The 15,001-nt window shown below is 37.0% G+C and carries 12 protein-coding genes; all 12 read left to right on the forward strand.

Features of this window, described 5'->3' with window-relative positions:
* Nucleotides 1-7 precede the first annotated feature (7 nt).
* Complete coding sequence (locus tag AC6UD0_RS00395; RefSeq protein ID WP_500693845.1) at nucleotides 8-1,714, forward strand: proline--tRNA ligase; 1,707 nt, start codon at nucleotides 8-10, stop codon at nucleotides 1,712-1,714.
* Nucleotides 1,715-1,769: 55 nt separating this feature from the next.
* On the forward strand, nucleotides 1,770-6,080 hold the full coding sequence (locus AC6UD0_RS00400; protein ID WP_500707785.1) for a PolC-type DNA polymerase III: 4,311 nt from the start codon (nucleotides 1,770-1,772) through the stop codon (nucleotides 6,078-6,080).
* A 117-nt stretch (nucleotides 6,081-6,197) separates the two neighbouring features.
* Nucleotides 6,198-6,671, forward strand: coding sequence for a ribosome maturation factor RimP (rimP, locus tag AC6UD0_RS00405; RefSeq protein ID WP_500695577.1), 474 nt, complete (start codon nucleotides 6,198-6,200; stop codon nucleotides 6,669-6,671).
* A gap of 13 nt (nucleotides 6,672-6,684) precedes the next feature.
* Entirely contained in the window at nucleotides 6,685-7,797 is a 1,113-nt protein-coding gene (nusA, locus tag AC6UD0_RS00410) for a transcription termination factor NusA (protein ID WP_500699436.1), read from the forward strand.
* A 19-nt stretch (nucleotides 7,798-7,816) separates the two neighbouring features.
* The gene (gene rnpM, locus AC6UD0_RS00415) at nucleotides 7,817-8,119 is read left to right on the forward strand and encodes an RNase P modulator RnpM (protein WP_500695579.1); all 303 of its coding nucleotides are present in this window, start codon (nucleotides 7,817-7,819) and stop codon (nucleotides 8,117-8,119) included.
* Nucleotides 8,106-8,405: a L7Ae/L30e/S12e/Gadd45 family ribosomal protein gene (locus tag AC6UD0_RS00420; RefSeq protein WP_500693840.1), complete on the forward strand. Its 300-nt coding sequence runs from the start codon at nucleotides 8,106-8,108 to the stop codon at nucleotides 8,403-8,405. The genes rnpM and AC6UD0_RS00420 overlap by 14 nt, the downstream gene beginning before the upstream one ends.
* Before the next feature lie 23 nt (nucleotides 8,406-8,428).
* Entirely contained in the window at nucleotides 8,429-10,942 is a 2,514-nt protein-coding gene (gene infB, locus AC6UD0_RS00425) for a translation initiation factor IF-2 (protein ID WP_500706410.1), read from the forward strand.
* Between the two features lie 21 nt (nucleotides 10,943-10,963).
* Nucleotides 10,964-11,317 (forward strand): 30S ribosome-binding factor RbfA, encoded by a 354-nt coding sequence (rbfA, locus tag AC6UD0_RS00430; RefSeq protein WP_500693838.1) that lies wholly within the window; start codon nucleotides 10,964-10,966, stop codon nucleotides 11,315-11,317.
* A 62-nt stretch (nucleotides 11,318-11,379) separates the two neighbouring features.
* A complete protein-coding gene (gene truB / locus AC6UD0_RS00435) occupies nucleotides 11,380-12,291 on the forward strand; it encodes a tRNA pseudouridine(55) synthase TruB (protein ID WP_500695581.1) in 912 nt (303 codons plus the stop codon).
* A gap of 8 nt (nucleotides 12,292-12,299) precedes the next feature.
* The gene (ribF, locus tag AC6UD0_RS00440; protein WP_500707786.1) at nucleotides 12,300-13,250 is read left to right on the forward strand and encodes a riboflavin biosynthesis protein RibF; all 951 of its coding nucleotides are present in this window, start codon (nucleotides 12,300-12,302) and stop codon (nucleotides 13,248-13,250) included.
* Between the two features lie 90 nt (nucleotides 13,251-13,340).
* A complete protein-coding gene (gene hrcA, locus AC6UD0_RS00445; RefSeq protein WP_500707788.1) occupies nucleotides 13,341-14,384 on the forward strand; it encodes a heat-inducible transcriptional repressor HrcA in 1,044 nt (347 codons plus the stop codon).
* A complete protein-coding gene (grpE, locus tag AC6UD0_RS00450; protein ID WP_500707932.1) occupies nucleotides 14,381-14,962 on the forward strand; it encodes a nucleotide exchange factor GrpE in 582 nt (193 codons plus the stop codon). Before hrcA ends, grpE begins: the two co-directional genes overlap by 4 nt.
* Nucleotides 14,963-15,001 lie beyond the last annotated feature (39 nt).

Here is a 15,001-nt window from a genome sequence, read left to right on the forward strand (position 1 = left end):
TTATAAAATGAAACAGTCAAAATTATTGATACCAACTTTAAAACAAGATCCAGCGGGAGCTGAAGCTCTTAGTCATAAAATGCTAGTTCGATCTGGATTCGTTAGGCAGGTTTCGGCAGGTATGTATGCATATTTACCACTGGCATATCGCGTGCTTGAAAACATCAAAAAAATTGTTCGTGAAGAATTAGATAAAACCGATGCAGCAGAAATGTTGATGCCCACAGTTATTCCAGCTAAATTATGGAAAGATTCGGGTAGATATGACACTTATGGTCCCGAACTATTTAAATTTAAAAATCGACATGATACGGATTTTATTTTGGGTCCTACACATGAAGAAACTTTTACAGATCTAATTAAAAATAATATCAAATCATATAAAAAGCTTCCTTTAATTTTATATCAAATTCAACCTAAGTATCGTGATGAAGATCGGCCACGTTATGGATTGTTGCGTAGTCGAGAGTTTATTATGCTCGATGTCTATTCCTTTTCTGAAGATGATGATGATTTGGATAAGATTTATAAACAAATGGAAGCAGCGTTTCAGAGAATTTTTGACCGGATTGGGTTAAATTATCGGACCATCATTGGTGATTCTGGGTCAATGGGTGGCTCCGATTCAAAAGAATTTTCTGCTCCTGCTGCGGTTGGTGAAGATACGATTGTCTATTCGGATGATAGTGATTATGCTGCTAATCTGGAGATGGCAACGAATATGTTTGTTGATCAAAAGGGACATCAAGAATTAAATGATTTGGAATTAGTTGACACTCCAGATGTTAATAACATTAATCAAGTTAGTAAGTTCTTTGATGTTGAAAAAGATCAGATTATTAAAAGTTTACTTTATATCGTTGATGGTAAGCCAGTAATGATTTTGATTCGGGGAGACCAAAAAATTAATCCAACAAAGGTTAAGAATTATTTTGATGCTGATTCGGCAGAACTTGCTAGCCCAACTGAGGTTTCTAAATACTTAGACGTTAAACCCGGATCGGTTGGACCAATTAATGTTCCAGATGACGTTTCTGTTTATGCTGATCAGTATGTTAAAGGTATTAGTAATGGTGTTACCGGGGCTAACAAAAACGGGAAGCATTATAAAAACGTTAATTACGACCGTGATTACCAAGTAAAAGACTTTGGGGATTTTCATTTAGTTAAAGAAGGAGACATTTCTCCTGATGGTAGCGGAGTATTGAAGTTTACCAAGGGAATTGAAATTGGTCATATTTTCAAATTGGGAACACGATATTCCAAAACATTGGGTGCTGATATTCTCGATCAGAATGGTCGTAATATCCCGGTTGTCATGGGCTCATATGGAATTGGTGTCAGTCGTTTGTTGTCGGCAGTTTCAGAGCAGCAAGCTGATCAAAATGGATTAGTTTGGCCAAAAGAAATTGCTCCATATGATGTTCATGTTATCCCAACGAATGTTAAAAATGATGAGCAATTAGAGATGACATCTTCAATTGAAAAAGAATTGGAATCAAAAGGACTATCTGTTTTGGTTGATGATCGTAAGGAACGTGCCGGGGTTAAGTTTGCTGATTCTGATCTTATTGGAATTCCAATTCGGGTTACAATCGGCAAAAAGGCGGATGAAGGAATTGTAGAAGTTAAAATTCGTAAAACTGGCGAAACGATTGAGACTAAACAAGATGATTTAAGTAATACAATTGATATTTTGTCTAAAGAGATTTAAATTAAAGACCAGGTTTTAACTGGTCTTTTTTAAACTAATGAAAGAGAGGATCAAAGTGAGTTTAAATAAAAAAGAATTATTTAGTAAATTACTTCAGCAAATTAAATTAGAAGATTCAGCTGATCAATCTTACTTTCAAAATGCTGAAATTGACAAAATCGATGTCCATCAGAAATCAAATCGATGGCATTTTCATTTGATACTACCAGAGATTATGCCTTACGAAAAGTTTATAGAATTTGTTCATCATTTGGGTGTGGCCTTCGATGGGATTGCTAAGGTAGATTTCGAGATTAAAACTAAGAATAGTGGTTTTGATAATCGTAAGCTTGGTGATTATTGGCAATGGGTTGTAAATCACGCTGGAATTACTTCAAATTTAACGCATGAATTATGTAATAATAATTTACCAAAACTGATTGATGACCGAGTTACCTTTCTTGCTGAAAATGAAATCGTCAAAGATTTTCTAAATGGTAATGCTTTGGGACCAATTGAATCAACTTATCAAAGAGTTGGATTTCCTAAATTTTCCATTCATACCATGATTGATACTACAGCATCTCAAGAAAAAATAGATGATTTAAAGAAAAAGAAACAACAACGTGACGTTGAGTTGGCTCAAAAGGCGATGCAGGCTCTAAAGAATTCCTCAGGCAAATCACATCCAAGTAAGCATTCTAAAATGATTGGAAAGAAAATCAAAGATGATGTTGATATTACTAAGATGGTGGACATAACCGAAGAGGAACGTTCCGCCGTGGTTAGTGGATATGTTTTTGATAAAGAAATTCGATCATTACGATCTGGCCGCCAATTGATGATTTTAAAGGTTACTGATTATTCTTCGTCAATTGTTGTTAAAAAATTCTCCAAAAATGATGACGAAGAACAAGAATTTGCATCATTAAATGTAGGAGACTGGGTTAAAGTCCGTGGAAGCATTCAAGAAGATAACTACTCTCATGAATTGACACTTAATGCTTATGATATTAATCCAATTAAACACGAAGAAAGAAAAGATACTGCCCCTGAAAATAAAAAAAGGGTTGAGCTACACTTGCACTCTAACATGAGCCAGATGGACGCTACTAATTCGATTAGTGATTATGTTAGTCGCGCTAAAAAGTGGGGCCATCCTGCAATTGCTGTTACTGATCATGACGATGTGCAAGCCTTTCCGGATGCCTATCATTCTGCAGTTGATAACGATATTAAAATGATTTATGGAATGGAAGCAAATGTCGTTGATGATGGTGAACCAATTGCTTATAACGATAAACATGTTGCTTTAAAGGATGCTACATACGTTGTCTTTGACGTTGAAACCACTGGTTTATCAGCAATTTACGATAAGGTTATCGAACTTTCGGCTGTAAAGATGCAAAATAACAATGTGATTGAACAGTTTGAGGAGTTTATTGATCCTGGTTTCCCATTGTCTGAACAAACTACCAATTTAACTTCAATTACCAATGATATGGTGGCTGGTTCTAAGTCTGAAGAAGAAGTCTTTAAGTTGTTCCGTGAGTTTTGTGGTGATGCAATCATTGTAGGACATAACGTTACTTTTGATATTGGGTTCATGAATACTGGTTACGAACGCCATGACATGAGTCGGATTAGTAATCCAATTATTGATACTTTGACGTTGGCACGTTTTCTGTATCCTAATTTTAAGAGTTATCGATTAAACACGTTAGCTAAAAAGTTTGACGTTTCATTAGAGCACCATCACCGTGCGATTTATGATGCAGAATCAACTGGTCATTTAAATTATCTTTTTTTAAAAGAGGCTGAAGATAAATATAACATTCAGTATCACGATCAGCTTAATGATCATATGGAGGAACATGATGCTTATAAGCATGCTCGTCCATTCCATGCGATTATCCTGGCGAAGACTCAAGCTGGTTTAAAGAATCTGTTTAAACTGGTGTCACTTGCTCATGTTGATTATTATTATCGGGTTCCTCGAATTCCTAGGAGTCAGCTTAAGAAGTTTCGGGATGGCCTATTGATTGGATCGGCCTGTTCAAGCGGTGAAGTGTTTACGGCGATGATGCAAAAGGGTAAAAAAGAGGCGCTTGATAAGGCTAAGTTTTACGATTATCTTGAAGTTCAACCTCAAGCAGCGTATCAGCCACTAATCGATCAGGGATTAATTAGTGATCGGGGTAAGTTACAAGAAATTATTAGTAATATGTATGAAATTGCCCATGAGCTAGATATTCCGTTAGTAGCAACTGGTGACGCTCACTATCTCGATCCTCATGATTATATTTATCGTAAGATCTTGATTAATTCTCAAGGTGGAGCTAACCCACTGAATCGCCAAGAATTACCAGATCTCCATTTTCGGACCACTGATGAAATGTTGAAAGATTTTAATTTTCTGGGTGAAGATAAAGCTGAAGAAATTGTAGTTGATAATACTAATAAGATTGCTTCCGAAATTGATGATGTAAAACCCTTAAAAGACAAGTTGTATACACCAAAAATGGAGGGTGCTAAGGACGAAATTAGAGATCGAACGATGAATACAGCGCATCGTTTGTATGGCAATCCGCTTCCTGAAATTGTCCAGAAGCGTCTTGATAAGGAACTGAAAAGTATCATTGGAAACGGCTTCTCTGTTATTTATTTAATTGCTCAAAGATTAGTTTCTAAAAGTAACAAGGATGGATATTTAGTAGGTTCTAGAGGCTCAGTTGGATCGAGTTTAGTTGCCACTATGTCTGGAATTACTGAAGTTAATCCACTTCCTCCCCATTATCGTTGTCCTAAATGTCAGTACTCGCAATTTTTCACTAAAGGTGAATATAGTTCTGGATTTGATTTACCACATAAAAAGTGTCCAAAGTGTGGAACAGTTATGGTTGGTGATGGGCACAACATCCCCTTTGAAACTTTCTTAGGATTTAAGGGAAATAAGGTTCCGGATATTGATTTAAACTTTTCTGGAGACTATCAACCAATTGCTCATAATTACACCAAGGTTCTTTTCGGTGAGAATAATGTTTATCGGGCCGGAACGATTGGAACCGTTGCTGACAAGACCGCTTACGGATACGTAAAGGCTTATGAACGGGATACCGGGAAACGCTTTCGAAATGCGGAGATTGATCGATTATCTAAGGGTGCTACTGGCGTTAAAAGAACAACGGGACAACATCCAGCTGGAATCATTGTTGTGCCAGACTACATGGATATTTATGATTTTACTCCCATTCAGTATCCGGCTGAAGATCAAAATGCAGCATGGAAAACGACCCATTTTGATTTCCATTCTATTCACGATAATATTTTAAAAATCGATATTTTAGGACACGATGATCCGACGATGATCAGAATGCTTCAAGATTTATCAGGGGTCGATCCGACAACGATTCCAATGGATGATCCGGGTGTGATGTCATTGTTTGCTAGTCCTAAGATTCTTGGTGTGAGTCCTGAACAAATTTTTTCAAAGACAGGGACACTTGGAATTCCTGAATTTGGGACGCGTTTTGTGCGTGGAATGCTTGAAGAAACTAAACCAAGTAATTTTTCTGAATTATTGCAAATCTCTGGGTTGTCACATGGGACCGATGTTTGGTTAGGAAATGCTGAAGAACTGATTAAGGATGGGACGGCTACCATTGCGAATGTGATTGGATGTCGTGATAATATTATGACTGATTTGATCAACTGGGGGTTAGATTCAGAAACCTCATTTCAGGTCATGGAACAAGTTAGACATGGTCGTGGAATTAAGGATGAGTGGCAGGATAAAATGACAGACGTTGGTGTTCCGCAGTGGTACATTGATTCTTGTTTAAAGATTAAGTATATGTTTCCGCGAGCTCATGCGGCTGCTTATGTGTTAATGGCACTAAGAGTGGCTTACTTTAAAGTCTATTTTCCACTCGTTTACTATGCCGCTTACTTTTCTGTTCGGGCTGATGATTTTGACATTGTGGCTATGAGTCATGGAAAAGAAGCAGTTAAATCAAGCATTAAGGCAATCAACGATAAAGGGACCGAAGCATCCACTAAAGAGAAAAATCTTTTGACTGTTTTGGAAATTGCCAATGAAATGTTGGAGCGGGGCTATGAATTTGAGATGGTCGACATTAATCGCTCGGACGCTTCTGAGTGGTTAATTGATGGTAAAAAATTAATCGCACCATTTCGAGCAATTCCTGGATTAGGTTTAAACGTTGCTAAACAAATCGTGGCGGCTCGAGAAGATAAGCCATTTATTTCAAAGGAAGATCTTGCTAAACGTGGTAAAGTTTCTAAAACCATTATTGAATTTATGACCCAAAATGGAGTCTTAAGTGAATTACCCGATGAAAATCAGTTAAGTCTGTTTGATATCTAGGGCTTTTTGATATTATTTGGGTTATATGGTATAGTTATATCAGTAATAATAAACTCTTCTGATGAGTGAGCAGGGATGCTCGCTCTTTTTATTGGTATTTTTTAGGAGGTAAAGTATTTGAGCGAAGTTATTGATAGAGTTACTAAAACCGTTCAACCGATTTTAGATGATAACAATTTTTACCTTTATGACATTGAGTATGTTCAAGAGGGTGGAAGCTGGTATTTGCGAGTTTATATTGATAAAGACCAAGGAATTAGTTTGGATGACTGTGTTTTGGTTAGTGATCAGTTAAGTGAAAAACTTGATGAATTGGATCCAGATCCATTTGACGAACCATACTTCTTAGAGGTGTCTTCGCCAGGTGCCGAACGGCCATTAAAACGGGAGTCTGATTATCAAAATGCAATTGGTGATTATATCCACGTTTCTTTATATCAAAAACTCAATGGGAAAAAGTCTTTTGAGGGAACCCTCAAAAGTGTTGATGATGATAAATTAACGTTAGCAATTAAAGATAAAACGCGAATTAGTGAACTTGAAATTCCGCGAAAATTAATTTCAAAAGCTAGATTAGCAATTGAATTTTAGTTAGGAGATTAAAATGAGTAAAGAATTAGTAAGTGCGCTTGATCAACTTGAAAAAGAAAAGGGCGTAAAAAAAGAGGTTGTGATCGATGCCTTAGAAGCAGCATTGTCTTCGGCTTACAAACGTAACTTTGATCAGGCTCAGAACGTCGAAGTTAACTTCGACGAAAAAACTGGAAGTATTCATGTTTACGCTGTTAAAAAAGTAGTTGATAATGTTGAGGATCAACGGTTAGAAGTTAGCTTGGATGAAGCTTTAAAGATTAATAAAGGGTACGAGCTTGGTGACGAAATTAAGTTTGAAGTTACACCAAAGAACTTCGGAAGAATTGCTGCCCAAACCGCTAAACAAGTTATTACTCAAAGGGTTCGTGAAGCTGAACGTGAGACCGTTTATGACAAGTACAGTAAGTATCAAGATGAACTTGTAACTGCTGAAGTAGAACGTCAAGATAGTCGTTTTGTGTATATGAACCTTGGTCAAGTTGAGGCCGTGATGGCTAAAAATGATCAGATGCCAAATGAAACTTATCGTCCACAGGACAAGTTAAAAGTGTATGTTACAAACGTTGAAAATTCCTCAAAGGGACCACAAATTTTTGTAAGTCGAACTGCACCTGGAATGCTAAAACGACTCTTTGAACAAGAAGTTCCCGAAATTTATGATGGAACAGTTGAAATTGTCTCGATCGCAAGGGAGGCCGGCGACCGTGCTAAGGTGGCTGTTCGTTCTAATAGTTCTGATATTGATCCAGTGGGAACTAGTGTTGGACCTAGAGGAACCAGAGTGCAAACAATTGTAAATGAACTTGGTGGAGAAAATATGGACATTGTCCAATGGGATGAGAATCCAGCTGAGTACATTGCCAATGCATTGAAACCCGCTGACGTTATTGACGTTATTTTTAAAGATGGAGACGATCGTTCTTGTACCGTTGTTGTTCCAGACGATCAGTTGTCGTTAGCAATTGGGAAACGTGGTCAGAACGCACGGTTAGCCGCTAGACTGACTGGATACAAGATTGACATTAAATCCGAATCAGAAATGGATGGCACTGACGAAAGTGACAGTGAAGATAATCATTCTACTGATGATGTTTCATCAAATGAAGACGAAAACGAGGAATAATTTTTGAGGAGGTACTGTTATGAGAAAAAGAAAAGTGCCAATGCGAAAAGATGTGGTGTCGGGTGAAATGGCACCTAAACGACAATTAGTAAGAATTGTTCGTGATAAAGAGGGTAATGTGTCAGTCGATCCAACTGGGAAAAAATCTGGTCGAGGAGCTTACGTAAAAATTGACGTAACAATTGCCAAAAAAGCCAAGCGGGATAAAATCCTTGATCAAGTTTTTGATGTAACTTTAACAAATGATTTTTATGATGAACTTATTAGTTACGTCGACCATAAGCAGGCTCGACAGGAATTGATTGATAATGACAAATTATAATAAAGTCTTAAACTTATTGGGAATTGCAAGACGAGCTGGTAAAATAATATCAGGTGAGGGGATTGTCTTGAATGCAATTAAAAAGGGACAGATTAATTACCTGTTTATTGCATCAGACTGTGGTGCAAGTACCAAAAAGAAGTTTCTCGATAAAAGTAAATTCTATGAAGTTCCAGTTAATACTGGTATGCTTAAAGATGATCTTAGCGACGCGATTGGGATGAAACGATCAATCGTAGCGATTAAGGATAAAGGATTTTCGAAAAAATTTAAAGAATTAAAATAATACAAGTAAAGGAGTGTGATTATATGGCCAAAAAAAGAATTTATGAATTAGCCAAAGAGCTTAATATACCTAGTAAACGTGTGATTGACACTGCTAAGTCAAATGGTTTTACGGTTAAAAACCATATGTCATCGCTTGATTCAAATCAGGAGAAGACCGTCCGAGGCGCGCTTAAGAATAGTCAGAAAGCGACCAGTGGAAGTGAACAACGGCATGCTCCAGCAAAAAAGACTGCTGACTCCCATAACGGAAGTAATGGTCACAATACTGCAAAACATGAAAATGGTCAGAATAACAATCATTTTGGTAGAAGCAATCATTCTAACAATCAGCATCGACCAAGTAATTCTGAACATAAACAAGTAAATAAACATCAAAATAATGGGAAAACAAGTAATCAGCGTCCAGAAAATGCTCATAGCAATGGTGTTCATACTAGTGGTCAGCACCGGAATCAGAATTCAAGTAATCATTTTAATCACAACAATCATCAAAATAGTCAACATTCGCACACGAATAATAGTCAAAGTGCGACCCATGCGAATAGTAATCGTCCCGCAACTGCAAATAGTGCAAGCAAGAAGCCGGTTAATAATACTTCTAAGCCACATAATAACGGAAGTGGAAAATTTGGTGGTAGTTTGAACCGCAACAAAAATAAAAAGGGCAAGAAGCGTAATAAGCGTCGCGATAATCGTTATAATATGTATTCTAAGAATCAACGAATTCGTCAGAATCACAAAAAGAATGCGGCGCCAACCCGTAAGAGTCGTCCATTACCTAAAGTTTTAATCTATCAGGATGGTATGAATGCGCAGGATCTTGGTAAGTTACTGCATCGGGAACCAGCAGAGATTGTTAAAAAATTATTTATGCTGGGAATGATGGTTAATCAGAATCAATCCTTGGATAAGGATGCCATTGAACTTCTTGCCACCGATTATGGGATCGAAGCTAAAGAAAAAGAAAATGTTAATGTATCAGATATTGACAAGTTCTTTAATGAAGAAGAGCATAACACCGATTACCAAGAAAGCCGTCCACCCGTTGTTACCATCATGGGACACGTTGATCATGGTAAAACCACGTTACTAGATTATCTTCGTCATTCACACATTACAGCAGGTGAAGCCGGTGGAATTACTCAAGCTATCGGTGCTTATCAGTTAAAACATGGCGATAAGACCATTACCTTCCTTGATACTCCAGGACATGCTGCTTTTACTGCCATGAGAGCTCGTGGTGCTGACATTACCGATGTGACTGTTTTGGTAGTGGCAGCTGATGATGGTGTTATGCCACAGACTGTTGAAGCAATTGATCATGCTAAAGCAGCGGGAACTCCAATTATTGTGGCAGTTAATAAAATTGATAAACCGAATGCCAATCCACAACATGTTAAAGAGCAATTGATGAACTATGGATTGGTTCCTGAAGATTTTGGTGGAGATACGATTTTTGTTGATATTTCTGCTAAAAATGGAACTAATGTTGATGAATTGTTAAATATGATCTTACTTCAGTCCGATGTGCTTGAACTTAAGGCTAATCCAAAACAAAATGGAGCTGGCTCAGTCGTTGAAGCAAGATTGGATAAGGGTAAGGGTCCTGTTGCTACCCTTTTGGTTCAACAAGGAACTTTGCACGTTGGGGATCCAATCGTTGTTGGTGACACTTTTGGTCGAGTTCGAACCATGACTAATGAGAACGGGAAAGAAATCAAGAATGCTAAACCATCAACTCCAGTGGAAATTACGGGGTTAAATGATGTTCCTGAAGCCGGTGATCGTTTTGTTGTCTTTAATGACGAAAAGACTGCTCGTGCTGCTGGAGAAGAACGAGCTAAAGAAGCCCAAATCGAAGAACGGAAGCAAAATAACCGTGTTACTCTTGATAACTTGTTTGATTCAATGAAACAAGAAGATATGAAACAGGTTAACGTAATTATTAAAGCTGATGTACAAGGATCAGTGGAAGCCTTAGCTGGAAGCCTCAAAAAAATCGATGTTGAGGGAGTTAAGGTTAACGTTATTCATGCCTCTGTTGGTGCGGTGAACGAAAGTGATGTTGCACTTGCTGAAGCAAGTAATGCCATCATCATTGGTTTTAATGTCCGTCCTACTCCGCAAGCTAAAGCTCAATCTGAAACTGATAAGGTTGATATTCGTCTTTATCAAGTTATCTATAACGCCATTGATGACGTGGAAGCTGCAATGAAAGGCATGCTTGATCCAACTTATGAAGAAGAAGTTACTGGTAATATTGAAGTAAGACAAATTTATAAAGCTTCTAAAGTTGGAACGATTGCTGGTGGAATGGTTCTTGATGGGTACGTAAAAAGTGATAGCAAAGTTCGTCTGATTAGAGATAATGTTGTGATTTATGATGGAGAGCTTGGTAGTCTAAAGCGTTTTAAAGATGATGTTAAAGAGGTTAAACAAGGCTTTGAGTGTGGTTTAACGATTGAAAACTATAATGACATTAAAGTTGGAGATAAAGTCGAAGCATACCACATGAAAGAAGTCCAACCTAAGTAGATACCGTAAGGAGTGATTGTCATGGCACAATATCGTGTTGGAAGACTACAGCAGGAAATTCAAAAAGAAGTCGACGATATTTTACTTAAGCGTGTTCGTGACCCACGAGTTCAAGGAGTAACTATTACTGGTGTTGAAGTTACTGGTGATTTGCAACAAGCTACGATTTATTACAGTAGTTTATCTGACAAGAAGTCTGAACAAGAAAAGGTTCAAAAGGGCTTGGATAAAGCAACTGGTTTAATTCGAGGCGAGTTAGGTCATCGGTTAAGTATCTACGTTACTCCAGAGATTCATTTTGAACGGGATGGATCCATTCAATACGGAAGTAAGATTGATCGTTTGATTGATAATTTAAATAAAAAAAATAAGTAAAAAATTGACTGGAAATATTTATTTCCGGTCTTTTTTGCGTATATGGTACAGGAGTGAGTGAATTGGTCACTGGAATTATCCCTTTGTATAAGCCTAGGGGAATGACGAGCTTTGATTGTGTGAGTAAGATTCGACACATTATTGGACAAAAAAGAGTGGGCCATAGTGGCACACTTGATCCTAATGTAGATGGAGTTTTACCGATTTGTTTGGGCCATGCCACTAAAGTAGTTGATTATTTAATGCAATCAGGGAAGGTTTATAGTGGGTCAATTACGTTAGGTTTTTCCACTACTACCGAGGATTTAGATGGTGAAATTATTGATACTAATTTTGATTTTCAGCCAATCACAGATCAAGAAATTGACGAAGTCTTGAAATCATTTTTGGGGATTTCGACCCAGATTCCTCCCATGTTTTCCGCTGTTAAAGTGAATGGAAGAAGGTTATATGAGTACGCACGTGCTGGTATGAAAGTTGATCGGCCTAAAAGACAAATTAACGTTAGTCAATTTGTTCGTATCAATGCGAGTTCCTACAATCGTGATACTCACACCCAAACCTTTAATTTTGAGGTGAAGTGTGGAAAGGGAACTTATATCAGAACTTTGGCAACTGATTTTGGAAAAAAAGTTGGCATCCCAGCTGTGATGTCAAGTTTAACTCGGACTAAAAGTGGTGGATTTAATCTTTGCGATACAGTAACTTTTAAAGATATTAAAGAAGCCATGAATTCTAATCAAATCAATAAAGTTGTTTTTCCAATTTCACATGCTCTTAAAGATTTTAAGACTATTGTGATTAATAAAGAGCAGTGGAATCGTGTTCAAAATGGCGGTTTTTTAAGTATTGATGAGATCGCTTGTCAAGATGAAGTGATAGTTTTAAAGTATAATAATATTGATCGAGCTTTGTATTATAGAAATGAACAGGAAAATAATTATAAGCCCAAAAAAATGTTTGATTTAGATTAGAGGAAATTATGGAAGTCAATTATTTATCATACCCACTTGATAAGAACGAAAAAAATCGTCCCCAAGTCATTGCCATGGGGTTTTTTGATGGAGTTCACCTGGGACATCAAAAAGTGATTAATCAAGCTAAACAAATTGCTAAACAAAAAAAACTTCCTTTGGCAATTTTAACTTATGATCATCACCCGTCGTTAGTGTACAAGAAGTTGGATGGAAATGAAAAACGTTATTTAACCCCGCTTAATCGTAAATTACATTTATTTGAGCAACTGGGGGTTGATGTGGTCTATGTCATCAATTACAACTTTGCTTTTCAAAATCAAAATCCCCAAGAATTCGTTGATAATTATTTGATTGGATTGAATGCTGATACGGTTATAGCAGGATTTGATCATACTTATGGAGAACAAAATGCGGGCATGAAGGAGCTCCCTCAATATGCCAGGGAGCGATTTGATGTAGTCAGTGTGGCCGCTGATGAAATGGACGACAAGAAGGTTAGTTCTACTAGGATTCGTCGAAATCTTGAACAGGGACACATCCGGACGGTTAACGATCTTTTGGGATATGAATTCGAAAATGACGGAGTGGTTGTTCATGGGTTTGCTCGTGGTCGTGAATTAGGCTTTCCCACTGCTAACGTTGAGTATTCGGCAAAACAGCAGTTGCCCAAACTTGGGGTGTATGTGGTCCAGCTTGAAGTTAATGGTACGTGGTACAAAGCGATGGCATCAATTGGCAAAAATGAGACGTTTGGAAATGATAATCCAGTTACTTTAGAAATTAATATTTTGGATTTCGATCAAAATATCTATGGTAATCACGTCAGAGTTAGATGGTTATCGAAAATGAGAGATGAGGTCAAATATCAGGGGCGGAAACCGTTGGTTGATCAATTAAAAATTGATGAAAGTAACACCCGATCTTATTTTAAGAAATACATTAATTCTCACCAGTAAACTTATTTCTTGACGTTCTTTAATACCTTTGGTAAGGTATAAATGTACGTTAGCACTTGATAATAAAGAGTGCTAAAAGAGGTGGTAAGAATGCTCACAAAGAGACAAGATATGATTCTAAAGTACATTGTTGATGACTATACTAACAATGGTGTTCCAATTGGATCAAAACGCTTGGCTGATCAACTCCCAATGAATGTTAGTTCGGCTACCATTCGTAATGAGATGGCAGTTTTAAGTGGTCAAAATTTGATTCAAAAAGTTCATACTTCGTCTGGAAGAGTTCCTTCAAATGAAGGATATCGATATTACATTGATAATTTGGTTAATCCTGTACTGGTTGGCAATGAAGAAAAAAGTTTGATTCATAATGCTCTGGGAGGAACATTTCAACAAATTGATGATATTGTTAAACAATCTGCTGATATTTTGTCCAGCTTGACCGATTATACCGCGATGACTTTGAGCCCAGAACAGACTAATACCGAAACTTTACAACATTTTCAACTAATTAAGTTAGCCGATCACCAAATGATGGCAATTATGGTGATGAATGATGGGCAAGTTGAAAGTCAGCCCTTTATAACTAATCACCAAATTGATGAAGATAAGTTACTTCAAGTAACTAATTTAGTTAATGACAAGCTTTTTGGTAAGACAATTCCGGAAGTTTTAGAGGCACTTAAAAGTACAATTCCTGACGAAATTAGACACTATTTAACTTCTTCAGAAAACTTTGTTGGAGCTTTTGAATACGTCATTAATAAATCGCTTAAAGACCATTTCTTTGTTAGTGGAAGAATGAATTTATTGGATACAATGGATGATAAGAACGATCTAAAAAATATTAAGCCACTTTATTCAATGTTTGGAAATAACTCGAATATGGCAAAAATTTTAGATAATGAATCCAAACCCATTTCAGTTATGATTGGTTCTGAACTACGAAATGATTTATTGAAAAATTATAGTATTATCTCTGGAACTTATGATGTTGGAATTCATGGTGTTGGTAGGATTGCCGTAATTGGTCCTACCAGAATGTCTTATCCTAAGGTTTTGGGCCTAGTTGATGCGTTTAAAGATGAACTTCAGAAACGAATCAATGGATACTATGATAATTATGATAAATAAAAAGGAGGTTCAAAATGGCGAGCGATAATGAAAAGCAAAGTAAAGATTTAGATGATAAAACGGAAAAGGTTGATGAATCGAGTAAGTCAGAGCAAGAAGTCAAAACGGACAAAAAAGATGATTCTGCAAAAAAGATTGATGAACTAAATCAACAACTAGATTCAGTTCAAGACAACTACTTACGAGCAGAAGCTGAGATTCAGAACATTCAAAATCGAAACAAAAAAGAGCGTGCTGATTTAGCAAAGTATGGTGCACAAGATCTTGCTAAAGACGTTGTGCCTGTGATGGATGATTTAAAAAGAGCTCTTGACGTTGACGTTTCTGACGAAAACGGTAAGCAACTCAAAAAGGGGATCGAAATGGTCCAACAACATCTTGAAAAAGCTCTGAAGGATAATGATATTTCGGAAATTAATGCTAATGGAGTGGAATTTGATCCTAGTTTTCATCAAGCTGTTCAAACGGTTGCTCCAAGTGATGAACATCCAAAGGGAACCGTAGTATCGGTACTTCAAAGCGGTTATAAAATTGCTGATCGGGTCTTAAGACCAGCAATGGTAGTAGTGGCACAGTAATTAAATAGTTATTAAATATATAAAAAGAAGGTTTAAGTT

Source organism: Fructilactobacillus sp. X7R9C1, assembly GCF_059901005.1.